21 protein-coding genes and 2 tRNA genes are annotated in these 23,852 nt (G+C 61.6%); 1 reads left to right on the forward strand and 22 read right to left on the reverse strand.

The features are described from left to right. Positions 1 to 54: 54 nt before the first annotated feature. The 17 genes from E8E91_RS08950 to rlmE all read right to left on the reverse strand — a co-directional run bounded on the left by E8E91_RS08950 (position 55) and on the right by rlmE (position 17,301). Complete coding sequence (locus E8E91_RS08950) at positions 55 to 414, reverse strand: BON domain-containing protein (protein WP_280375453.1); 360 nt, start codon at positions 412 to 414, stop codon at positions 55 to 57. A gap of 207 nt (positions 415 to 621) precedes the next feature. Continuing rightward, positions 622 to 2,040 carry a DUF4013 domain-containing protein gene (locus E8E91_RS08955; protein WP_280375454.1) on the reverse strand — a complete coding sequence of 473 codons (1,419 nt, stop codon included), beginning with the start codon at positions 2,038 to 2,040 and terminating at the stop codon, positions 622 to 624. An 89-nt stretch (positions 2,041 to 2,129) separates the two neighbouring features. Beyond that, a complete protein-coding gene (gene pnp / locus E8E91_RS08960; RefSeq protein ID WP_280375455.1) occupies positions 2,130 to 4,238 on the reverse strand; it encodes a polyribonucleotide nucleotidyltransferase in 2,109 nt (702 codons plus the stop codon). 153 nt (positions 4,239 to 4,391) lie between these two features. After that, positions 4,392 to 4,661, reverse strand: coding sequence for a 30S ribosomal protein S15 (gene rpsO / locus E8E91_RS08965; protein WP_016494768.1), 270 nt, complete (start codon positions 4,659 to 4,661; stop codon positions 4,392 to 4,394). Between the two features lie 94 nt (positions 4,662 to 4,755). Next, entirely contained in the window at positions 4,756 to 5,673 is a 918-nt protein-coding gene (gene truB / locus E8E91_RS08970) for a tRNA pseudouridine(55) synthase TruB (RefSeq protein WP_280375456.1), read from the reverse strand. A 4-nt stretch (positions 5,674 to 5,677) separates the two neighbouring features. Further along, entirely contained in the window at positions 5,678 to 6,067 is a 390-nt protein-coding gene (rbfA, locus tag E8E91_RS08975; protein WP_280375457.1) for a 30S ribosome-binding factor RbfA, read from the reverse strand. A gap of 94 nt (positions 6,068 to 6,161) precedes the next feature. Then, positions 6,162 to 8,720: a translation initiation factor IF-2 gene (gene infB, locus E8E91_RS08980; RefSeq protein WP_280375458.1), complete on the reverse strand. Its 2,559-nt coding sequence runs from the start codon at positions 8,718 to 8,720 to the stop codon at positions 6,162 to 6,164. Positions 8,721 to 8,745: 25 nt separating this feature from the next. Further along, complete coding sequence (gene nusA / locus E8E91_RS08985; RefSeq protein WP_280364979.1) at positions 8,746 to 10,227, reverse strand: transcription termination factor NusA; 1,482 nt, start codon at positions 10,225 to 10,227, stop codon at positions 8,746 to 8,748. Between the two features lie 47 nt (positions 10,228 to 10,274). Further along, positions 10,275 to 10,733: a ribosome maturation factor RimP gene (rimP, locus tag E8E91_RS08990; protein WP_028630011.1), complete on the reverse strand. Its 459-nt coding sequence runs from the start codon at positions 10,731 to 10,733 to the stop codon at positions 10,275 to 10,277. Positions 10,734 to 10,863: 130 nt separating this feature from the next. Further along, positions 10,864 to 10,940: transfer RNA gene (locus tag E8E91_RS08995), tRNA-Met, on the reverse strand. A gap of 97 nt (positions 10,941 to 11,037) precedes the next feature. After that, positions 11,038 to 11,123 (reverse strand) — tRNA-Leu (locus tag E8E91_RS09000). Positions 11,124 to 11,133: 10 nt separating this feature from the next. Then, entirely contained in the window at positions 11,134 to 11,517 is a 384-nt protein-coding gene (gene secG, locus E8E91_RS09005; RefSeq protein WP_280375459.1) for a preprotein translocase subunit SecG, read from the reverse strand. A gap of 4 nt (positions 11,518 to 11,521) precedes the next feature. Further along, the gene (tpiA, locus tag E8E91_RS09010; protein ID WP_280375460.1) at positions 11,522 to 12,277 is read right to left on the reverse strand and encodes a triose-phosphate isomerase; all 756 of its coding nucleotides are present in this window, start codon (positions 12,275 to 12,277) and stop codon (positions 11,522 to 11,524) included. A 65-nt stretch (positions 12,278 to 12,342) separates the two neighbouring features. Further along, positions 12,343 to 13,683, reverse strand: a complete 1,341-nt coding sequence (glmM, locus tag E8E91_RS09015; protein ID WP_280375461.1) for a phosphoglucosamine mutase — start codon at positions 13,681 to 13,683, stop codon at positions 12,343 to 12,345. A gap of 18 nt (positions 13,684 to 13,701) precedes the next feature. Next, positions 13,702 to 14,553, reverse strand: coding sequence for a dihydropteroate synthase (folP, locus tag E8E91_RS09020; protein ID WP_280375462.1), 852 nt, complete (start codon positions 14,551 to 14,553; stop codon positions 13,702 to 13,704). A 9-nt stretch (positions 14,554 to 14,562) separates the two neighbouring features. Next, positions 14,563 to 16,476: an ATP-dependent zinc metalloprotease FtsH gene (gene ftsH, locus E8E91_RS09025; RefSeq protein ID WP_280375463.1), complete on the reverse strand. Its 1,914-nt coding sequence runs from the start codon at positions 16,474 to 16,476 to the stop codon at positions 14,563 to 14,565. Positions 16,477 to 16,677: 201 nt separating this feature from the next. Then, the gene (gene rlmE, locus E8E91_RS09030; protein WP_179057725.1) at positions 16,678 to 17,301 is read right to left on the reverse strand and encodes a 23S rRNA (uridine(2552)-2'-O)-methyltransferase RlmE; all 624 of its coding nucleotides are present in this window, start codon (positions 17,299 to 17,301) and stop codon (positions 16,678 to 16,680) included. A 76-nt stretch (positions 17,302 to 17,377) separates the two neighbouring features. Between rlmE and E8E91_RS09035 the strand changes: the two genes are divergently transcribed. Further along, a complete protein-coding gene (locus E8E91_RS09035) occupies positions 17,378 to 17,692 on the forward strand; it encodes a YhbY family RNA-binding protein (protein ID WP_280364993.1) in 315 nt (104 codons plus the stop codon). A 22-nt stretch (positions 17,693 to 17,714) separates the two neighbouring features. On the opposite strand, the gene E8E91_RS09040 is transcribed toward E8E91_RS09035, so the two are convergent. Genes E8E91_RS09040 through carA form a run of 5 tightly spaced genes read right to left on the reverse strand, consistent with a single transcriptional unit; the run spans position 17,715 to position 23,665 of the window. Then, positions 17,715 to 18,161 (reverse strand): DUF4149 domain-containing protein, encoded by a 447-nt coding sequence (locus E8E91_RS09040; protein ID WP_280375464.1) that lies wholly within the window; start codon positions 18,159 to 18,161, stop codon positions 17,715 to 17,717. Continuing rightward, entirely contained in the window at positions 18,139 to 18,615 is a 477-nt protein-coding gene (gene greA, locus E8E91_RS09045) for a transcription elongation factor GreA (RefSeq protein ID WP_016494781.1), read from the reverse strand. Before greA ends, E8E91_RS09040 begins: the two co-directional genes overlap by 23 nt. Continuing rightward, positions 18,612 to 21,833, reverse strand: a complete 3,222-nt coding sequence (gene carB, locus E8E91_RS09050; protein WP_280375465.1) for a carbamoyl-phosphate synthase large subunit — start codon at positions 21,831 to 21,833, stop codon at positions 18,612 to 18,614. The genes greA and carB overlap by 4 nt, the downstream gene beginning before the upstream one ends. Before the next feature lie 19 nt (positions 21,834 to 21,852). Continuing rightward, a complete protein-coding gene (leuE, locus tag E8E91_RS09055) occupies positions 21,853 to 22,503 on the reverse strand; it encodes a leucine efflux protein LeuE (RefSeq protein ID WP_280375499.1) in 651 nt (216 codons plus the stop codon). A 25-nt stretch (positions 22,504 to 22,528) separates the two neighbouring features. Beyond that, positions 22,529 to 23,665, reverse strand: a complete 1,137-nt coding sequence (gene carA / locus E8E91_RS09060) for a glutamine-hydrolyzing carbamoyl-phosphate synthase small subunit (RefSeq protein WP_280375466.1) — start codon at positions 23,663 to 23,665, stop codon at positions 22,529 to 22,531. Between the last annotated feature and the right edge of the window lie 187 nt (positions 23,666 to 23,852).

Genomic DNA, 23,852 nt, shown 5'->3' on the forward strand with positions numbered 1-23,852 from the left:
TCGAACGACAAGGCCCCGCATAGGCGGGGCCTTGTGCATTTGCCTGGACGGTAGTTACTGGGCGGACTTCAGACCGTCGGCGGAAACCGCGGTGACACCCTTGATGCCCTTGGCGGTGTCGATGGCCAGGTCACGCTCGGCGTCGCTCTGTACCGTACCGGACAACGCGACCACGCCCTGGTTGGTTTCAACCTTGATGTCCATCCCGCTGAGGTTCTTGTCGGCCAGGAAGGTGGATTTGACTTTGCTGGTGATCCAGGTATCAGAGACCGCGTCTTCGGCTTTCTGCATGGTCTCGCTGGCTGCCAGCATCGGGTGACCGCTGGTTTCTGCATAGGCGCCGGTCGCGAACGGCAGGCTCATGGCGGCGGCAGTGACAGCGGCAAAGGTCCATTTGGTGAAAGTCTGTTTCATGAGGTGGGTCTCCTCTCTTCTCCGGAACGTCTGCAACAAGCTCCTGGTTGCAGGCTCAGCAGGAACGTCGCAAGGCCTGTGCCAGCTTTCCAACGAAGAAAAAGATCCGCCAGATCAATGAGATAGGAAAACAGCCAAGCATCCGTTTGCATGCAGTCTGCATGTTCACGCCACTGAGGCGTTGCAGACTGCACGATGAAAACGGACTCAGCGGCCGGCGCTACCCAGCTTCGCGATGGTGCCCTCCAGGGCACTGACCTGATCCAGCAACGGCGAGGCCGGATAGCGCGTGCGGATGTAGGCCAGCAGCTTCTGCGCCGGCTCCAACTGCCCGAGGCCTTCGGCGAAACCACGGGCCGCCAGCAGGTAGGCGCGAGGAATGTGCGGGTAATCAGGGAAACGCTGATGCAGATTGCGCAGCAGGCTGAGGGCCTCGCGCACCTTGTGCCGATCCAGCAGCGCTCCGGCAACTTGCTCACAGACCAGGGCGTCGGCCGGCTGGAAATCGGCCTTGAACTGGCGGGCGTTGAGCAGCGCGGTGGCAGCCAAAGCCGGGTTCTGGCGGGCGGCCAGGGGCAGGTAGTGGTCCAGATGACGCAGGCAGCGCTCGTGAGCCCCCAAACCAAACAGCAGCTGGTGGTAGCGCTCGTTCAGGCGCAAGTCCTCCGGATCGCGCCGCAACGCGTTGGCCAGGGTTTCCAGCGCACCATCACTCTGGCCTTCCTTGAGGCGGATCTCGGCTTCGGCCAGGGCCTTGCGGCGGCGCCATTCATTCTCCGGCATCCCCTGCTGGGCGCCCTCCTCGGCAATGGCAAAGCCCAGTGCGCCCTGATACTGGAACACCGCGTAGCCCATCATGCAGCACATCACGACGCCGAAATAACCGAAGAGGAAGGTGGCGATGGGCATCAGCACGACCCTCGGCAGGCCGCCGGAAAGCATCCAGGCCACATAGCTCGGGGACTGCCAGAGGATGAAGAGGAAGGCGCAGAGAATCAGGTAACGCCAGCCCATGGCCTTGATCACTTCACCGACCTGGTCGGGGCTCAGGGCAGAGCCCAGTTCCTTGCTCAGCGCCAGGCGGATGATGCTGGCGGGCAGCAACAGGACGATGGCGATGTTGACCACCCAGAAGATGGTTTCGCTGTTGAAGTCCGCCGCCAGCCAGAGCGCACCCAGCGCAATGGCGAAGACCAGCACCTGTTTGATGAACAGAGAGAAACCGTCACCGCCGAAGGCACTGACCAGGCTCGGCGCCTCGCGCACGCCTTCGCTGCTGGACTCGATCACGCTGTGGAAATACTTGGTAGCCACGCTCAGCAGGATGCTCCAGAGGACCAGCGAACGCGGCATGAACAGGCCAGCCAGGGCCAATAGGGCACTGAAGGCCAGTGGGCTGCTCTGCAGGCCATAGGCGAAGAACTGCGGAAGGCGTTCCCAGAACGGCTGGGCGGTGTTGGCCGCGCCGAGGAAGGTGAGCTCGCTGCGGCACAGAGGACAGGCAGGGCTATCGTCGGGAGCATCAGCGTTGAGGGGAATGCAGCAATCGCCGAAATGGCGCTGGCAAGGCACGCAGTGCCAGGTCGCGGGTTGGGCTGGGTGGTACTGGCAGAGCGTCTTGTCCATGACTGATCCAGGTACGGTGGCGGTTTGCCATTCTCCAGGCAAAAAAAGAGGGCCCGCAAGGGGCCCTCTCTTCTATTGCGTGACGATTATCAGACGCCGGAAGCTTCAGCAGCTTCTACGTCCTTCATCGACAGCTTGATGCGACCGCGGTTGTCGACGTCGAGAACCAGGACTTTGACTTCCTGGCCTTCCTGCAGAACGTCGGTGACCTTGTCGATGCGCTTGTCGCTGATCTGCGAGATGTGCACCAGACCGTCTTTGCCCGGCAGGATGTTGACGAAGGCGCCGAAATCGACGATGCGCTCGACCTTGCCCACGTACACCTTGCCGACTTCAGCTTCAGCGGTGATACCCAGAACGCGCTGGCGCGCAGCCTCGGCAGCTTCCTTGGTCTCGCCGAAGATCTTCACGCTGCCATCGTCTTCGATGTCGATGGAGGCCTTGGTCTCTTCGCAGATCGAACGGATGGTGGCGCCGCCCTTGCCGATGACGTCGCGGATCTTATCGGTGTCGATCTTCATCGCGATCATGGTCGGAGCGTTGGCCGACAGCTCGCTGCGGGACTCAGCGATGATCTGGTTCATCTGGCCGAGGATGTTCAGACGCGCTTCCAGAGCCTGCTCCAGAGCGATCTCCATGATCTCTTCGGTGATGCCGTTGATCTTGATGTCCATCTGCAGCGCGGTCACGCCCTTGGCGGTACCGGCTACTTTGAAGTCCATGTCACCCAGGTGGTCTTCGTCGCCCAGGATGTCGGTCAGGACGGCGAACTTGTCACCTTCCTTCACCAGACCCATGGCGATACCGGCAACCGGCGCCTTCATCGGCACGCCGGCGTCCATCAGAGCCAGGGAAGCGCCGCAGACCGAAGCCATGGAGCTGGAGCCGTTGGACTCGGTGATTTCGGAAACCACACGGATGGTGTAGGGGAACTCGTCACCTTTCGGCAGCATGGCGGAAACGCCACGACGGGCCAGACGGCCGTGGCCGATTTCGCGGCGGCCGGCGCTGCCCATACGACCGCACTCACCTACCGAGAAGGGCGGGAAGTTGTAGTGCAGCATGAAGGCGTCCTTGCGCTCGCCTTCCAGGGTGTCCAGCAGCTGGGCGTCACGGGCGGTGCCGAGGGTGGCAACGACCAGGGCCTGGGTTTCGCCACGGGTGAACAGTGCGGAACCGTGGGTCTTGTCCAGAACGCCGACTTCGATCTTCAGCGGACGCACGGTGCGGGTGTCACGGCCGTCGATACGCGGCTTGCCGTTAACGATGTTCTCGCGAACGGTGCGGTATTCCAGCAGGCCGAAGGCGTCTTTCACTTCACCAGCCGGGAACTGACCTTCTTCCTCGCCAACGAAGCGGGCGATGACCTGGTCGCGCAGCTCGTCCAGACGGTTGTAGCGGTCCTGCTTGATGGTGATGGTGTAGGCCTGGGAGATGGCCTCGCCGAACTCGGCCTTGATGGCGCTGAGCAGAGCGGTGTTTTCAGCCGGGGCGGTCCAGTTCCAGGTCGGCTTGCCGGCTTCGGCAGCGAATTCCTTGACCGCGGCGATCACGGACTGGAATTCCTGGTGGGCGAACAGAACGGCGCCCAGCATCTGGTCTTCGGTCAGCTCTTGAGCTTCGGACTCAACCATCAGCACGGCGTCTTCGGTACCGGCAACGACCATGTCCAGGGCGGAGGCTTTCAGCTGCTCATAGTTCGGGTTCAGCAGGTAGCCGGCTTCTTCGTGGTAGGCCACGCGCGCGGCACCGATCGGGCCGCTGAACGGAATGCCGGAGATGGCCAGGGCTGCGGAGGTACCGATCATGGCAGCGATGTCCGGATCGGTCTTCTTGTTGGTGGAAACCACGGTGCAGATGACCTGAACTTCGTTCAGGAAACCTTCCGGGAACAGCGGGCGGATCGGACGGTCGATCAGGCGCGAGGTCAGGGTTTCCTTCTCGGAAGGACGGCCTTCACGCTTGAAGAAACCACCGGGGATACGGCCAGCGGCGTAGGTTTTCTCTTGGTAGTGGACGGACAGCGGGAAGAAACCCTTGCCCGGGTCGGCCTGCTTGGCGCCAACCACGGTCACCAGAACGGTGACGTCTTCATCCATGGTGACCAGAACGGCACCGGAAGCTTGACGGGCGATACGGCCAGTCTCGAGGGTAACGGTCGATTGACCGAACTGGAACTTCTTGATTACCGGGTTCACGGTGTTTTCCTTCTCTATGTTGCCTTGGGGGAAATCGTGGGAGAGGCGGGAGTCGGACCCGTTTCAATCCCTTAAAAAACCAGAAGCTGGAAAGCCGAAAGCTGGAACGATGTCCAGCTTCCGGTTTTCCAGCTTCCAGCTCATCTGAGTCGCTTAGCGACGCAGACCCAGACGACCGATCAGGGCGCTGTAACGAGAGGTGTCCTTACCCTTCAGGTAGTCCAGCAGCTTGCGGCGCTGGTTAACCATGCGGATCAGACCACGACGGGAGTGGTGGTCTTTGCCGTTGGCCTTGAAGTGATCCTGCAGCTTGTTGATGTTGGCGGTCAGCAGGGCAACCTGCACTTCCGGAGAACCGGTATCGCCTTCAGCTTGCTTGTACTCGTTAACGATCTGGGCTTTTTCAGTAACGCTCAGTGCCATGATGGGCTTCCTCTGAGAGTAATAGGCCGGGACCTTCGCCCCGTGTTCAAAAAAGAGGATTGACCGTGCCTATTAACAGCCATCCTCGGATCGGTCATTCCGACCGAATCAGTCGACGCGGCGCAACGCGCCCGTCATCGCTCACTTCACCGATTCCGATGAAGCGACCGGTGTGATCCTGTACTCGCATCATGCCGAACTTGGGTGCTTCCGGAGCCCGCACCGGCTGGCCATGAAGCCAGTAGTAGGCGCTGTGCTCGGTCAGCTGGATCAGTGGCCAGTGTTCCAGCCCGCTGTCGACCGGCAGGAGGAACTGGTCGAGTGCCTCGCTGCCACCCTCGGCGTGAACCTTCTCCAGGGTCTCCAGGCTGATCGCCTGGGCCAGCACGAAGGGTCCCGCCTGGGTCCGGCGCAACTCTGCCACATGCGCCCCGCATCCCAGTGCCTGGCCGAGATCTTCGACCAGGGTCCGGATGTAGGTGCCCTTGCTGCAGGCTACCGCCAGTCTTGCCTGGCTGTTTTCACAGGCCAGCAAATCCAAGCGCGCAATAGTAACAGAACGCGCCTCGCGCTCCACTACTTCGCCAGCACGGGCCAGCTTGTAGAGGGGTTGGCCGTCCTTCTTCAGGGCCGAGTACATCGGAGGTATCTGCTTGATTTCACCGCGAAAACGCGGCAGCAGAGCCTCAATGTCCTCGCGACCAACGGTCACCTCGCGACGCTCGGTCACTTCACCTTCGGCATCACCCGTGGAGGTAGTGACGCCAAGCTGGGCCAGGGTTTCATAGCCCTTGTCGGCGTCCAGCAGGTACTGGGAGAACTTGGTCGCCTCGCCAAAGCACAGCGGCAACACGCCGGTGGCCAGGGGATCGAGGCTGCCGGTATGACCGGCCTTCTCGGCATTGAGCAGCCAGCGCACCTTCTGCAGCGCGGCGTTGGAACTCATGCCGCGCGGCTTGTCGAGGATCAGCACGCCGCTGACGTTGCGGCGGATACGTTTCACCTGGGCCACGCCATTACTCCTCGTCGCTGGCCTGGTGCTTGCGGTCTTCCGCCACGGCACGCTCGATCAGCGCCGACAGCTCCGCACCACGACGGATGCTGGCGTCGTAGTGGAAGTGCAGTTGCGGCACGCTGCGCAGCTTCATGGCCTTGCCCAGCTGCATGCGCAGGAAGCCGGCGGCGTCCTGCAGGATGTCGCAGTTAAGCTTGACCTTCTCGACATTGTCGTCCTGACCCATGACGGTGATGAACACCTTGGCGTGGGACAGGTCGCGGCTCACGTCCACCGCGGTGATGGTCACCAGACCCAGGCGCGGGTCCTTGATCTCACGCTGGATCAGCAGCGCCAGTTCGCGCTGCATCTGGTCGCCGATGCGTTGGGTACGGCTGTAGTCTTTAGCCATTTCGTTTCACTCATGAACGCTTAAAAGACGAAAGCCAGGAGTGGAAAGCGATGGCTTCCAGCTCCTGGCTCCCGGCTTGTGGCAAGCGCGACACTTACAGGGTGCGCGCCACCTGGACCTTCTCGAAGACTTCGATCTTGTCGCCGACTTTGACGTCGTTGTAGCTCTTCACGCCGATACCGCACTCCATGCCGGCACGCACCTCGGACACGTCGTCCTTGAAGCGGCGCAGGGATTCCAGTTCGCCTTCGAAGATCACTACATCGTCGCGCAGTACGCGGATCGGACGGTTGCGGTGTACCAGACCCTCGGTAACCATGCAGCCGGCGACCGCACCGAACTTCGGCGAACGGAACACGTCGCGCACCTCGGCGATACCCAGGATGTTCTCCCGGACTTCGCTGCCCAGCATGCCGGACAGTGCTTTCTTAACGTCTTCGATGATGTCGTAGATGATGTTGTAGTAGCGCAGGTCCAGACCTTCCTGCTCGACGATCTTGCGCGCACCGGCATCGGCACGCACGTTGAAGCCGAACAGCACGGCGTTGGACGCCAGCGCCAGGTTGGCGTCGCTCTCGGTGATACCACCTACGCCGCCACCCACAACACGCACCTGGACTTCTTCGTTGCCGATGTCGGACAGGGCACCCTGCAGGGCCTCGAGAGAACCACGCACATCGGACTTGAGCACGATGTTGAGGGTCTTCTTCTCGTCCTGGCCCATGTTCTCGAAGATGTTCTCGAGCTTGGAGGACTGCTGGCGAGCCAGCTTGACCTCGCGGAACTTGCCTTGACGGAACAGGGCAACTTCACGTGCTTTCTTCTCGTCGGCGACCACGGTCAGGTCATCACCGGCGTCCGGCGTACCGTCCAGGCCGAGGATCTCGACAGGGATGGACGGACCGGCTTCTTTAACCGGCTTGCCGTTCTCGTCGAGCATGGCGCGGACGCGGCCGTAGTTGACGCCGCAGAGGACCATGTCGCCCTGACGCAGGGTACCGTCCTGAACCAGCACGGTAGCGACCGGACCACGACCCTTGTCCAGACGGGACTCGACCACGACACCACGGCCAGGGGCCGACGGGGTGGCGGTGAGTTCCAGAACTTCAGCCTGCAGCAGTACGGCTTCGAGCAGTTCGTCAACGCCGGTACCGGCCTTGGCCGACACGGGTACGAACTGAGTATCGCCGCCCCACTCTTCCGGGATCACATCCAGAGCGGCCAGGCCGTTCTTGATGTTGTCCGGGTTGGCTTCGGGCTTGTCCATCTTGTTGACCGCGACCACGATCGGAACGCCAGCCGCTTTCGCGTGCTGCACGGCTTCCACGGTCTGCGGCATCACGCCGTCATCGGCCGCCACCACCAGGATGACGATGTCAGTGGCCTTGGCACCACGAGCACGCATGGCGGTGAACGCCGCGTGACCGGGGGTGTCCAGGAAGGTCACCATGCCGCGATCGGTTTCCACGTGGTAGGCACCGATGTGCTGGGTGATACCACCCGCTTCACCGCTGGCCACCTTGGTACGGCGGATGTAGTCGAGCAGAGAGGTCTTACCGTGGTCGACGTGACCCATTACGGTCACTACCGGCGCACGAGTCAGGGCCTCGCCTTCGAACTTCAGGGATTCGGCCAGTTGATCTTCCAGGGCGTTCTCGTTGACCAGCTTGACCTTGTGGCCGAGTTCTTCGGCGATCAGTTGGGCGGTCTCACGATCGAGCACCTGGTTGATGGTCACCGGGGTGCCCATCTTGAACATGAACTTGACGACTTCTGCACCCTTGACGGACATCTGGGCAGCCAGTTCGGCCACGGTGATGGTCTCGCCAATGCTGACTTCACGCACGATAGGTCCTGTCGGGCTCTGGAACCCGTGCTGGTTACGCTTCTTCAGCTTGGACTTGCCGCCACGACCACCACGACGACCGAAGGAATCGCTTTCCTCTTCGGTGCTGCGCGGAGCAACGCGGGGGGCAGGAGCCTTTTCTTTTTCCTTGAGCGAAGGACGGTGCTGCGCATGCTTGCGGTCGCGGCGATCGTCTTCGTCGCGAGCACGTTCGGGGCGACGCACCTCTTCTTTCTTGCGCTCGGCGCCAGCAGCTGCGGCACCGGCGGCTGCACCGACAGCCGGAGCGGCGGTGGCAGCGGCAGCAGCAGCCACAGGAGCGGCAGCAGCGGGCTCGACAGCCGGAGCGGCATTGACCGTAGCGGTCGGGGCAGCTTCCTTGGCGCGAGCTTCAGCATCACGACGAGCAGCCTCTTCGGCACGCTGACGAGCTTCTTCCTCGGCCTTCAGTCGAGCAGCTTCCTCCGCCGCGCGCTGCTCTTCGAGTTCGCGCTGACGCTCAGCCTCGATCTCGTCAGGGCTGCGCTTGACGTAGGTTTTCTTCTTGCGTACTTCGACGTTGATGGTCTTGCTACCGGCGACCCTCAACGTAGTAGTGGTCTTGCGCTGCAGGGTAATCTTGCGCGGCTCTTCCAGGCGCTCACCGTGGCTGCTCTTGAGATGGGCCAGCAGGGCCTGCTTCTCATTGTCGGTTACAACCTGTTCGGCGCTGGTGTGCGGCAATCCCGCCTCGCGCATCTGCAGCAGCAGGCGCTCCACCGGTGTATCGACCACTTGGGCCAGTTCTTTCACCGTGACTTGCGTCATGCACTTCTCTCCTAGGCCGCGAAACTTACTCGAACCAGTGGGCTCGGGCGGCCATGATCAGCTTGCCGGCACGCTCTTCGTCCATGCCGTCGATGTCGAGCAGGTCATCAATCGACTGCTCGGCTAGGTCTTCGCGGTTAATAACGCCACGTACGGCGAGTTCAACAGCCAGGTCCTTGTCCATGCCTTCCAGAGAAAGCAGGTCTTCGGCAGGCTGGGCATCCGCCAGCTTCTCTTCGGTCGCGATGGCCTTGGTCAGCAGGCGGTCCTTCGCACGAGCACGCAGCTCGTTGACGATGTCCTCGTCGAAGCCGTCGATGCTGAGCATTTCTTCCATGGGTACGTAGGCGATTTCTTCCAGGCTGGTGAAACCTTCTTCCACCAGTACCTGAGCCAGCTCTTCGTCCACTTCCAGTTCTTCGACGAAGGCACGCAGGATGTCGCCGGTTTCGGCTTGCTGCTTGGCCTGGATGTCCGCTTCGGTCATCACGTTCAGGGTCCAGCCGGTAAGCTGGCTGGCCAGGCGCACGTTCTGGCCGCCACGACCGATGGCCTGGGCCAGGTTGTCTTCGGCAACGGCGATGTCCATTGCATGGGCATCTTCGTCGACGATGATCGCCACCACTTCGGCCGGAGCCATGGCGTTGATCACGAACTGCGCAGGGTTGTCGTCCCACAGGACGATATCGACGCGCTCGCCACCCAGTTCGCCGGATACGGCCTGGACACGGGAACCGCGCATGCCGATGCAGGCGCCCTGCGGGTCAATACGTTTGTCCTTGGAGCGCACGGCGATCTTGGCGCGGGAACCCGGATCACGGGAGGCAGCCATTACTTCGATCAGCTCTTCGGCGATTTCCGGCACTTCGATGCGGAACAGTTCGATCAGCATCTGCGGCGCGGTGCGCGACAGGATCAGCTGCGGGCCGCGGTTCTCGGTGCGGATTTCCTTCAGCAGAGCACGCACGCGGGCGCCAACACGGAAAGTCTCGCGGGCGATGATGTCCTCGCGGGCAAGCAGCGCTTCGGCGTTGTTGCCGAGGTCGACGATCACGTTATCGCGGGTGACCTTCTTCACGGTGCCGGAAATGATGTCGCCCAGTTTCTCGCGGTAGGCTTCGACAACTTGAGCGCGCTCGGCTTCGCGCACCTTCTGCACGATAACCTGCTTGGCGGTCTGGGCTGCGATGCGACCGAACTCGATGGACTCGATCTTCTCTTCGATGATGTCGCCGATCTTGGCTTTCTCATCGCGCTCCTGGGCCTGATCCAGGGTCAGCTGGATAGCCGGGTCCTCGAAATCAGTTTCCTCGACCACAGCCCAGCGACGGTAGGTGTCGTAGTTACCGCTCTGACGATTGATCGACACACGCAGGTCGACCTCGTCCTCGTAACGCTTCTTGGTAGCGGTGGCCAGGGCCAGCTCCAGCGCCTCGAAAATCACGCCGGCCGGTACACCTTTTTCGTTGGATACCGACTCAACAACCAGCAGTACTTCTTTGCTCATCGTACGCCTCGCCTTTCGCAATCCATTGGATCCGCGGGATCCGCGTCTCAGTCAAAACGGGGAATGATGTTGGCCTTGTCGATCAGTTCGATCGGCAGGAGGAACTCGCGGTCTTCGATGAGAACCACGACGTCCTGCTCCTCCACCCCGCGGAGAAGCCCCTGAAAATTGCGTCGACCTTCAAAGGGCGAACGCAGCTTGATCTTGACCAGTTCACCAGCGTGGGCCGCGAACTGTTCAAGGGTGAACAGAGGACGATCCATACCTGGCGACGATACTTCGAGGGTGTACTCGCTGCTGATCGGGTCCTCGACATCGAGCACGCCGCTGATTTGACGGCTGACTTTCTCGCAGTCGTCTACCAGGATGCCGTTTTCGTGATCGATATAGATCCGCAGCAGCGAATGCCGCCCTTGAGACAGGAACTCGATGCCCCAGCACTGATAACCGAGCGCTTCGACTACCGGGGCCAACAAGGCCTGCAACTGTTCTAGCTTGCTCGACACCTGATCGCCTCTCGCATGCTGTGCAAATAAAAAATGGGCGAAACGCCCATCCCTTCAAACCACCTGATCATTGATCGGAGGCCAACTGTCCAGCTAGCAAAAAGCCCCTAAAAAGGGGCTTCGCGACTACTGGTTGCGGGGGCTGGATTTGAACCAACGACCTTCGGGTTATGAGCCCGACGAGCTACCAGACTGCTCCACCCCGCGTCAAAGCTGGTGCGAGATTATACGGCCAGCACCTTGCATGGTCAACCGAACATCCCGCGAAGAAGAAAGCCCGCATCTCTGCGGGCCTCTCTTTATATGGTACCGAGGAGGGGACTCGAACCCCTACAGCCTATGGCCACTACCACCTCAAGGTAGCGTGTCTACCAATTCCACCACCTCGGCAAAACTTGCCTTACTTCTGCTCCGGAGCCTGAGGCACGTCACCCGACTGGGCGGCTGGCTTCTGCTCTTCGAGCACCGGCACATCGTCAGCTGCCGGCTTGGCGGGTTGAACTTCGAGAGCCGCCGGATCCGGCAGGCCTACGTTGCTCAGCGCCTCAGCCTTTTCTTTAGCGAAGAACGCTAAACCCAGGCTGGTAATGAAAAAAACCGCGGCGAGTATACCAGTAAAGCGACTCAGAAAGGTAGCGGAACCTTGGCTTCCGAAAACGGTTGCCGAAGCACCAGAACCGAACGAGGCACCAGCATCTGCGCCTTTGCCCTGCTGAACCAGCACCAGGCCTACAACACCCAGAGCGACCAGCAAGTGCACCACAATAACGACAGTTTCCAGCATCTTGTCAGCTTCCTGCGGCGCGACAGATCGCACCGAACTCATCCGCATTCAGGGAGGCACCACCAACGAGCCCCCCATCGATATCCGGCATGCCGAACAAGTCGGCCGCACTGGCCGCCTTCACACTGCCGCCGTACAGAATCCGTACGCCGCGAGCAACTTCGGCATTTTCCGCCGACAGCTGCGAACGAATCGCCGCATGAACCTCTTGCGCCTGTTGCGGCGAAGCCGTCAGCCCCGTACCTATCGCCCAAACCGGCTCATAGGCAATTACCGCCCGCGCAAATGCGCCCACACCAAGCTCTTCGATCACGCTACCCAGCTGACGCCCGACAACCTCAAGCGTCCTGCCAGCTTCGCGCTGTTCCCGGGTCTCGCCGACGCACAGCACCGGAACCAGACCACAGGATTGAGCAGCAGCGAACTTGCGACTCACGACTTCGTCGCTCTCACCCAGAATCAGGCGACGCTCCGAATGACCGACCAGAACCAGATTGCAACCTACGTCTGCCAACTGGCTTGCCGCGATCTCTCCGGTGAGGGCTCCCTGCACCGGCTCTACCGCACAGTTCTGTGCACCCACGACAATCGACTTGCCGTCCAGGCCTTGAATGACCTGATTGATGTACAGACAGGGCGGCATCACCGCGACTTCGACGCCAGCAGGCAAGGCCAATTGGCGCAAGCCTTTGATCAGCTCTGCGACGCTGGCGCGGGTACCGTGCATTTTCCAGTTACCGGCTACCAGAGGTCGGCGCATGCTTTATCTCGTCGATCAAAGTGGGCGCAGATGTTACCCAAGAGATTTCCAACTAGCAAGAGAAATCAAGCACATACCTCAGTCACGACTTTCGCCAGCTCTTCGGCATAGCCTCGCACCAGCTTTTCGTCGTCGCCTTCGACCATCACTCGCACAAGTGGCTCGGTGCCGGACTTGCGCAGCAGGACGCGACCGCGACCGGCCATCTTCTCAGTAACACGGGCGCATGCGTCCTGTACCGCCGGGTGCTTGACCGGATCAACACCGTTGCCGGCATAGCGCACGTTGATCAGGACCTGCGGGCACTTGCGCATGCCCTGGCGCGCTTCTGCCAGCGACTGGCCGCTTCGCTGCAGCGCGAGCAACACCTGCAAGGCGGAGACGATGGCATCACCAGTGGTGGTGAAGTGACTGCAAACGATATGGCCGGAGTTTTCACCGCCCAAGGTCCACCCGTTGGACTGGAGCTCACTCATCACGTAGCGATCACCGACCTTCGCACGAATGAATGGAATGCCGAGGTCCTTCAGTGCCAACTCCATACCGAGATTGCTCATCAGGGTACCGACTACACCACCCTGCAGCTTGTCACGGCCATGCAGGTCGCGAGCGATCAGATAGATCAGTTCGTCGCCGTCAACCACGGTGCCGGTGTGATCCACCATCAGCACACGGTCACCGTCGCCATCGAATGCGATGCCGATGTCGGCATTCTGCTCGGCCACTGCAGCCTGCAGCCTGCCCATGTGGGTCGAACCACAATCATCGTTGATGTTGAGGCCATTGGGCTGGTTCGCCAGCACATGCACCTGGGCACCCAGCTCACGAAACACGCTGGGAGCGACCTTGTAGGTGGCGCCATGGGCGCAGTCGATTACCAGCTTGAGACCGGCAAAGTCGGTGCTGATGGGAGTGGTGCTCTTGCAGAACTCGATGTAGCGGCCCGCAGCGTCGTTGATGCGAGTCACCTTGCCGAGCTGCTCCGACTCCACAACGGTCATCGGCTGATCCAGCAGCTCTTCGATCATCAGCTCCACCTCATCCGAGAGCTTGGTGCCCTTGCCGGAGAAGAACTTGATGCCGTTGTCATGGTGCGGGTTGTGCGAAGCACTGATGACGATGCCGGCGTCCGCCAGGAAAGTACGAGTAAGGTAGGCGATGGCAGGGGTAGGCATGGGGCCGAGCAACATCACGTCGGCGCCGGCAGCCAAGAGCCCTGCCTCGAGAGCGGACTCGAACATGTATCCGGAGATGCGCGTGTCCTTGCCAATCAGGATGCGGCTCTTGCCCTGCTTGCGGAACGCCATGCCGGCAGCCCAACCGAGCTTGAGCATGAAATCCGGAGTAATCGGGAACTGCCCGACACGCCCGCGAATACCGTCGGTGCCAAAATACTTTCTGCTCATGAGGTGCTCCGTGTTTTCTTATTCCGCTGCTTGCACCGCAGCGATCATGCGTACCGCGTCCACGGTTTCCGCGACATCGTGTACGCGCAGGATGCAGGCGCCCTTGGCCACCGCAAGGGCTGCCAGGGCAAGACCGCCGGACAAGCGTTGGTGGACTTCCCGTCCCAACGCCTGGCCAATCATGCTTTTTCGTGAAACCCCGACCAGCAGGGGGCGCCCCAACTGGTGCAGCGCTTCCATATGCTTGAACAGGCTGAGGTTGTGCGCCAGGGTCTTGGCGAAGCCGAAACCCGGATCGAGAACGATACGATCTTCCGAAATCCCGGCTGCCAGGCAGGCCTGCATGCGGTCGGCGAGAAAATCCCCGACTTCGCGTACGACGTCCTGGTAGCGTGGATCCTGCTGCATGTTGCCCGGCTCGCCGAGCATGTGCATGAGACACACCGCAAGACCGGTATCGGCAGCGGCATCCAGGGCCCCATCACGACGCAGCGCGCGCACATCGTTGATCATCCCGGCACCCAGGCGCGCGCCTTCGCGCATTACGGCAGGCGTGGATGTATCCAGGGAGATCACCACATCCAACTCGCGGGCGATGACTTCGACCACCGGGGCGACGCGCTCGAGCTCTTCGGTTGGGGAGACCGGACGAGCGCCAGGCCGGGTGGACTCACCACCGACGTCGATCAGGGTCGCGCCAGCGGCGACCATCTCGGCGGCGTGGCGCAACGCTGCGTCGCGCGCATTGAAGCAGCCGCCATCGGAGAAGGAGTCTGGGGTGACATTGAGGATGCCCATGACATGAGGCTGGGCCAAATCAAGAACCCGGTTGCCGCAAGGCAACCGGGTCGGGTACTGCACTGACTTCATCTACAGGCCTTAGTGTTCGCCAGCCGGCCCGCCGATGGGGGTTTCAGGCCGTTTGGCCTCTTCACGCGGTGCGGGGGTACCAGAGGTACCGGAACCGCCCTGCCAGTCCTTGGGCTCACGCGCAACTCGGCCAGCCATGATGTCATCGATCTGCTCGGAGTCGATGGTTTCATACTTCATCAGGGCCTCAGCCATCATGTCGAGCTTGTCGCGATTCTCCGTCAGCAGGTTCTTCGCGGTGGTATAGCTCTCATCGATGATGCGGCGGACTTCCTGGTCGATCAGCTTGGCGGTTTCGCCGGACACGTTGGCGTGCTGCGCACCCGCGCTGCGACCGAGGAACACTTCGCCCTCCTCTTCCGCGTACATCAACGGGCCGAGTTTCTCGGACAGGCCCCACTTGGTCACCATGTTCCGGGCGATCTGGGTGGCGCGCATGATGTCGTTGGAGGCGCCGGTGGTGACACCGTCGAAGCCCAGGGTCATCTCTTCAGCAATACGGCCGCCGAACAGCGAGCAGATCTGGCTGACCAGGGCGCGCTTGGACAGGCTGTAGCGATCCTCCTCGGGGAGGAACATGGTTACGCCCAGGGCGCGGCCACGCGGAATGATCGACACCTTGTAGACCGGGTCATGCTCAGGCACCAGACGACCTACGATGGCGTGACCCGCTTCGTGGTACGCGGTGTTGAGTTTCTCCTTCTCGGACATGACCATGGATTTGCGCTCGGCGCCCATCATGATCTTGTCCTTGGCCAGTTCGAATTCCTTCATTTCCACCAGGCGCTTGTTGACGCGCGCGGCGAACAGGGAAGCCTCGTTGACCAGGTTGGCCAGGTCGGCGCCAGAGAAGCCCGGGGTACCGCGTGCAATCACAGCCGGATCGACGTCATCGCCCATGGGCACCTTGCGCATGTGCACCTTGAGGATCTGCTCGCGGCCACGGATATCCGGCAGGCCAACCACCACCTGGCGGTCGAAGCGGCCCGGACGCAGCAGGGCCGGGTCCAGCACGTCAGGACGGTTGGTAGCGGCGATCACGATGATGCCGTCATTCATTTCGAAGCCGTCCATCTCGACCAGCAACTGGTTGAGAGTCTGCTCGCGCTCGTCGTGACCACCACCCAGACCGGCGCCACGATGACGACCGACGGCGTCGATCTCGTCGATGAAGATGATGCAGGGAGCGTGCTTTTTAGCCTGGTCGAACATGTCTCGGACGCGGGACGCACCCACACCGACGAACATTTCAACGAAATCGGAACCGGAGATGGTGAAGAACGGTACCTTGGCTTCGCCGGCAATGGCCTTGGCCAGCAGGGTCTTACCGGTACCGGGCGGGCCGACCATCAGCACACCGCGCGGGATACGGCCGCCCAGGCGCTGGAATTTGCCCGGATCACGAAGGAATTCCACCAGTTCGCTGACTTCTTCCTTGGCCTCGTCGCAACCGGCGACGTCGGCGAAGGTGGTCTTGACCTGGTCTTCTGACAACAGGCGCGCCTTGCTCTTGCCGAAGCTCATCGGGCCGCCGCGGCCACCGCCGCCGCCCTGCATCTGGCGCATGAAGAACATGAAGACAGCGATGATCACCAGGATCGGGAAGCTGGCCACCAGCAACTGAGTCCAGATGCTCTGCTGCTCAGGCTGCTTGCCTTCGATGATCACGTTGTTGTCGATCAGGTCGCCGATCAGGCCGCCGTCCTGAATCGCCGGACGAATGGTCTTGAAGGACTCGCCATCGTTGCGCTTGCCGGTGATGACGAAGCCATCGACGGTCACGCGCTCGACTTTTCCTTCTTTAACCTGCTCGATGAATTCCGAGTAGTTAAGGGTCTGCGGTTCGCTTGGGCTGGAGAAATTGTTCATCACCGTGACAAGCACAGCGGCGATGATCAGCCACAGGATCAGATTTTTTGCCATGTCGTTCAATTAGCTACCCTCTGGAACGGGCCCCTTCCTGGAGCGCACCCCGCATGACGGCTGGTGGTTAACCGGCCTAACTTACTACACAACCCCCGCCCCTGGCAGGCGCCGTCTGTAACCCTTTATGAGGCCTGGCGGCCTCGCTGCAGTGTCCAGCTCCTGCAGAAGGGGACCGACGAGTCAGGTCCCCGTTGCAGTCTATTCCCCGCGGAAGCCACGCGCGAGCAGGTATTGCTCCCGGGAGCTGTCACGCGACGAAAGCGGTTTGCGCATCTGCACCTTGTCGAACATCTCGCGCACTTGCTTGTGGTAGACGTCGAAACCTTCGCCCTGGAATATCTTGATCAGAAAATCGCCACCCGGACGCAGCGTACGGCCCGCCAGGTCCAGCGCCAGCTCGCAGAGAAACATCGAGCGCGGCTGATCGGAGGCCCTTACGCCACTCATATTGGGGGCCATATCGGAAATCACAAGGTCTACCGGGTTGTCACCGATCGCCTCGAGAATGCGTGTGAGGACTTCATCATCGGTGAAGTCGCCCTGAATGAAGGTCACATCAGGAATGCTATCCATTTCCAGGATGTCGGAAGCGATCAACCGGCCGCGATCACCGATCACCCGGCTAGTTACCTGGGACCAGCCGCCTGGCGCCGCGCCGAGGTCGACGACGGTCATGCCGGGCCGCAGGATGCGGTCCTTCTCCTGAATTTCGAGCAGCTTGTAGCTGGCGCGGGAACGATAACCGTCCTTCTGCGCCTGTTTGACGTACGGGTCGTCGATATGTCTTCGCAGCCATTGCTGGCTACTCTTGGAACGGGCCACGGTATACCTCGTGTTCGGCTGTGCGCCCCGGAATCACTCGGGTAAACTAGCAGCCTTTTTTCGCAGGGGTCTGATTATGGCGCTCTCACCGGAGCACAAGAAGCAATACAAATCTATCGGTCATCACCTGAAACCGGTATTGACGGTGGCTGAAAACGGCCTCACCGAAGGTGTGCTGGCCGAGCTTGATCGCGCGCTGAACGATCACGAACTGATCAAGGTCCAGTTCCGCATCATCGAGCGTGATGATCGCCGCGCCCTGATCGACGAGCTCTGCGCCGCCGGCAACTGCGAACTGGTCCAGGTCATCGGCAAGATGGCACTGGTCTATCGCCGCAATCCGAAGCCGAACCGCAATCTCTCCAACATCAGCCGCTTCAGCGGTCTCTGAGCCTCCCGCCAAGGGCGCGCGCTCAGCGCGCCCGGCCCTCCGCCAGCTTCGCCGGCAAGGGCTGAATAACCAGCAGCAGGCCGCAGAAGGCCAGCAACAAATAGCTGAAGTTCAGCCAGTACAACGCCTCCGGCATCCAGAAGCGAACCAGCAGGAACACCACCACCAGGCCGATCACAGCGGCCAGTAGCTGCGCGCGCGCGTCACGCCAGAGACGTGCAAGCCCCGCATGCTGAATCAGCAGCAGGGCCTGGAGCAGCGCACAGAAGCCGGCAAAGGCAACCATCAACGGCCGGAGGCTGGAAGCCACCTCCTCCACCAGCATCGGCGCCAGACCTATACGGCCCAGCGCTGGCAGCATGACGAAGTGCAGCAGCCAGAGGCCGCCAACCCAGAAGGTCTGGGCCAGCTGCCAAGCGATGGCGCCGGCCCGAAAGGGTGAACGCTTAGACGTGGCGGACTTCGACAATCTCGTACTCGACGATGCCGCTCGGAGTCTTGACGGTCACCACGTCCCCTTCTTCCTTGCCCACCAGGGCACGGGCGATGGGAGAGCTGACCGACAGCTTGCCTTTCTTGATGTCGGCTTCGTCGTCGCCAACGATCTGGTAGGTAACGGCTTCGTCGGTTTCGACGTTGGCGATATCCACCGTGGTGCCGAAAATCACCTTGCCGGTATGGGCGATGCTGGTGACATCGATGACCACCGAATTCTGCAGGCGGCCTTCGATATCACGGATACGCGCCTCGACCATGCCCTGTTGCTCGCGCGCCGCATGGTACTCAGCGTTTTCCTTGAGATCGCCCAGCTCACGCGCTTCGCCGATGGCCTGACTCAGTTGCGGGCGCATCACTTTGGTCAGATGAGCCAGCTCCTCTTCCAGGGCGCGAGCGCCCTGGACAGTCATGGGGTACTTATTCATGCCTTGATTCCTGCATGGAGATCCTGCAAGCGGCGCACGGTCTTCTCGGGACCGAACTTGAGCGCTTCACAGACCGCCTGACCAGCCGCGATGGTGGTGGTGCAGTAGATCTTGTGCTGCAGGGCGTTACGACGAATCGAGTAGGAGTCAGCAATCGACTGACGCCCCTCGGTGGTGTTGATGATCAGGGTAACCTCATCGTTCTTGATCATGTCAACGACATGCGGACGACCTTCAGTCACCTTGTTCACGCGGCGTACCGGCAGACCAGCGGCCTCGATCACCTTGGCGGTACCGGCAGTGGCAACGACTTCGAAGCCCAGCGCGACCAGATCACGTGCGACCTGAACGGCTTCCGGCTTGTCATCTTCGCGCACGCTGATGAATGCACAACCCGAGTTCGGCAGAATCTCGCTGGCACCCAACTGCGCCTTCGCGAAGGCTTCGCCGAAGGTGTCGCCGACACCCATCACTTCACCGGTGGACTTCATTTCCGGGCCGAGGATCGGGTCGACGCCCGGGAACTTGGCGAAGGGGAACACCGCTTCCTTGACGCTGAAGAACGGCGGAATGATTTCCTTGGTGAAGTCGATTTCCTTGAGGCTCTTGCCAGCCATCACGCGGGCAGCAACCTTGGCCAGGGATTCGCCAATGCACTTGGAGACGAACGGCACGGTACGGGACGCGCGCGGGTTCACCTCGATCACGTAGATGTCTTCGCCCTGAACGGCCATCTGGACGTTCATCAGGCCGACCACGCCGAGTTCCAGGGCCATCTTCTTGACCTGGTCACGGATCTCGTCCTGGATGTGCTGCGGCAGCGAGTACGGCGGCAGCGAGCAGGCGGAGTCACCGGAGTGCACGCCAGCCTGCTCGATGTGCTGCATGATCGCGCCGATCACGACGGTTTCGCCGTCGCAGACTGCATCGATGTCGACTTCGATGGCGCAGTTCAGGAAGCGGTCCAGCAGCACCGGGCTGTCGTTGGAAACCTTCACGGCCTCGCGCATGTAGCGCTTGAGCTCTTCTTCCTGGTAGACGATTTCCATCGCGCGGCCGCCCAGTACGTAGGACGGGCGCACCACCATCGGGTAACCGATGTTCTTCGACAGGGCCAGGGCTTCGTCTTCGCTGCGCGCGGTGGCGTTGGCCGGCTGGCGCAGGTTCAGGCGCTGGACCATCTGCTGGAAGCGCTCGCGGTCTTCTGCGCGGTCGATGGCGTCAGGGCTGGTGCCGATGATCGGTACACCGGCCTCTTCCAGGGCGCGGCAGAGTTTCAGCGGAGTCTGGCCGCCATACTGGACGATGACGCCCTTGGGCTGCTCGACGCGGACGATTTCCAGCACGTCTTCCAGGGTCACCGGCTCGAAGTACAGACGGTCGGACGTGTCGTAGTCGGTGGAGACGGTTTCCGGGTTGCAGTTGACCATGATGGTCTCGTAACCGTCTTCACGCATGGCCAGCGCGGCGTGTACGCAGCAGTAGTCGAACTCGATGCCCTGGCCGATACGGTTGGGGCCACCGCCGAGGATCATGATCTTGTCGCGGGACGACGGGTTGGCCTCGCACTCTTCCTCGTAGGTCGAGTACATGTAGGCGGTGTCGGTGGCGAATTCGGCGGCGCAGGTGTCCACGCGCTTGAAGACCGGCAGGACCTTCAGCTTGTGGCGATGGCTGCGCAGATTCTTCTCGGTAACGCCGAGGAGCTTGGCCAGGCGGGAATCGGAGAAGCCCTTGCGCTTGAGCTTGCGCATCAGGTCGGCGTCGATGCCGGACAGGCCGAGGGTCTTGACCTTCTCCTCATCCTTGATGAGGTCCTCGATCTGCACCAGGAACCACTCGTCGATGCGAGTCAGGTCGAATACTTCTTCGATGCTCTTGCCAGCGCGGAAGGCATCAGCCACGTACCAGATACGCTCGGCGCCCGGAACGGTCAGCTCGCGCTTCAGGATGCCTTCGGCTTCCGGGTCGTTCAGGTCCAGCTTGGGATCGAAGCCGGCAACGCCCACTTCCAGGCCGCGCAGGGCTTTCTGCACCGACTCCTGGAAGGTACGACCGATGGCCATCACTTCACCCACGGATTTCATCTGGGTGGTCAGGCGGGCGTCAGCTTTCGGGAATTTCTCGAAGGCGAAGCGCGGAACCTTGGTCACCACGTAGTCGATGGCCGGCTCGAAGGACGCCGGGGTGCGACCGCCGGTGATGTCGTTCTGCAGCTCATCGAGGGTGTAGCCGACGGCCAGCTTGGCAGCGATCTTGGCGATCGGGAAGCCGGTAGCCTTGGAGGCCAGGGCCGAGGAACGCGATACGCGCGGGTTCATCTCGATCACGACCATGCGGCCGGTGTTCGGGCAGATGCCGAACTGCACGTTGGAACCGCCGGTTTCCACGCCGATCTCACGCAGCACCGCCAGGGAGGCGTTGCGCATGATCTGGTATTCCTTGTCGGTCAGCGTCTGGGCCGGAGCGACGGTGATGGAGTCACCAGTGTGCACGCCCATCGGGTCGAAGTTCTCGATGGAGCAGACGATGATGCAGTTGTCCTTCTTGTCGCGGACAACCTCCATCTCGTATTCCTTCCAGCCGATCAGGGATTCGTCGATCAGCAGCTCGTTGGTCGGCGACAGGTCCAGGCCGCGGGCGCAGATTTCTTCGAACTCTTCGCGGTTGTAGGCGATGCCGCCACCGGTGCCGCCCATGGTGAAGGACGGACGGATGATGCAGGGGAAGCCGACCTTTTCCAGGACGCCGTAGGACTCTTCCATGCTGTGGGCGATGCCGGAGCGTGGGCATGCCAGGCCGATGGACTTCATGGCCTTGTCGAAGCGCGAGCGGTCTTCAGCCTTGTCGATGGTGTCGGCGTTGGCGCCGATCATTTCCACACCGAACTTGGCCAGTACGCCGTGGCGTTCCAGGTCGAGGGCGCAGTTCAGCGCGGTCTGGCCACCCATGGTGGGCAGCAGGGCGTCGGGGCGCTCCTTCTCGATGATCTTGGCGACGGTCGCCCACTTGATCGGCTCGATGTAGGTGGCGTCGGCCATGGCCGGGTCGGTCATGATGGTGGCCGGGTTGGAGTTCACCAGGATGACGCGGAAGCCTTCTTCCTTCAGGGCTTTGCAAGCCTGGGCGCCGGAGTAGTCGAACTCGCAGGCCTGGCCAATGACGATGGGGCCGGCACCGAGGATCAGGATGCTCTTGATGTCTGTACGCTTGGGCATGGGACTCTCGTTGCAATAATCAGGACAGGGTTGCGGTGGCCAGCTTCACGCCAAAGCCGACGAACAGGGCGCCGACGCCGCTGGAAGCGCCGGCAGCCAGCCGTTGCCGCCGGCGGAACCAGGCCGCCAGGCGCACACCGGAAAAAATCAGGAAACTCAGGTAAAGGGCGCTGATGACTTCGAGGATCGCGCCCAGTACCAGGAACGACAGGCCGGGGTAGGCGTATCCCGGGTCGACGAACTGGATGAAGAAGGACACGAAGAAGAGGATCGCCTTGGGATTGGACAGGCTCAGCAGCAGCGCCTTGCGGAACGGCTGGTTGACGTCCATTTCCTGTGCCGGGACAGCCTGCTCGACCGGTTGGCGCAACTTCTGCCAACCACCCCGGAGCATGCCGATACCCAGATAGAACAGGTAGGCGGCGCCGACGTACTTCAGGCCGAGGAACAGCATGAGTTCGGCCTTGAGCAGCGAGGCGATCCCCAACGCCGACAGCAGCATCAGGATCGCATCGCCGAGGAACACCGCGCTGGCCGCCCGGTAGCCGGCGCCCACGCCGCGCTGGGCGGCGGTGGCGAGCACGAACAGCGAGTTCGGCCCCGGCAGCAGGACGATGAACAGCGTACCCAGGACGTAGGTCCAGAGGTCGGTGATCCCGAGGGTCGGCATCATCTTCGCAAGCCCTTCCGCGATCTCAGCGGCGCTCGGCCATCGCCGCGATGAAGCGGTCGAACAGCGGAGCCACGTCGTGCGGACCTGGGCTGGCTTCCGGGTGCCCCTGGAAGCTGAAGGCCACCTTGTCGGTACGCTCGATGCCCTGCAGGGTGCCGTCGAACAGCGACTTATGGGTCGCACGCAGGTTGGTCGGCAGGGTCGATTCGTCCACGGCGAAACCGTGGTTCTGACTGGTGATCATCACCACGCCGGAATCCAGGTCCTGCACCGGGTGGTTGGCGCCATGGTGGCCATGACCCATCTTCACGGTCTTGGCACCGGAGGCCAGGGCCAGCAGCTGGTGGCCGAGGCAGATGCCGAATACCGGAATCTCGGTATCGAGGAACTCGCGGATTGCCTGGATGGCGTAATCGCACGGCTCGGGGTCGCCAGGGCCGTTGGAGAGGAAGATGCCGTCCGGGTTCAGGGCAAGCACTTCACTGGCCGGAGTCTGCGCCGGCACCACGGTCAGGCGGCAGCCGCGAGCAACCAGCATGCGCAGGATGTTCAGCTTCACGCCGAAGTCATACGCGACCACGTGGTACGGCAGATCGGCAGCCGGGATTTCCGGATGGCTGTCGGTTTCCAGGCTCCACACGCCGGAACGCCACTCGTACTTCTCGGTGGAGGACACGACCTTGGCCAGGTCCATGCCCTTCAGGCCAGGGAAGCTGCGAGCCAGTTCGAGGGCTTTTTCCTCGGTGGCGTCGTCGCCAGCCAGGATGCAGCCGTTCTGGGAGCCCTTTTCACGCAGGATGCGGGTCAGGCGGCGGGTATCGATGCCGGCGATGGCGACGGTGCCGTGCTCTTTCAGGTAATCCGGCAGCGACTGCTTGTTACGCCAGTTGCACGCCAGCAGCGGCAGATCACGAATGATCAGGCCGGCTGCCCATACGCGGTTGGACTCGGCGTCTTCCGGCGTGGTGCCGGTGTTGCCGATGTGCGGATAGGTGAGGGTAACGATTTGCTGGGCATAGGAAGGATCGGTAAGGATTTCCTGATAGCCGGTCATGGCAGTGTTGAACACTACCTCGCCGATGGTATGGCCATCGGCCCCAATGGCTTCGCCGCGAAAAATGCTGCCGTCGGCAAGCGCGAGTATGGCTGGCTTAGTCAAGAAGACCTCCCGTAGATCTAAGGCTGAAGCAAACGCAGGTTGTAAAAAAGCGGGATGACGTTGTTACCGTCACCCCGCTTTCTTATCTGAGCCATTTCTGCGTAACTTTTAGTGGACACACTAAAGCTGCAGTTTACAGGAATGCGTCATTTCGGTCCACCAGAAAGACATCCCATTTGGCAGACCG

Source organism: Pseudomonas sp. BN515 (assembly GCF_029873155.1).
Classification (GTDB): Bacteria; Pseudomonadota; Gammaproteobacteria; order Pseudomonadales; family Pseudomonadaceae; genus Metapseudomonas.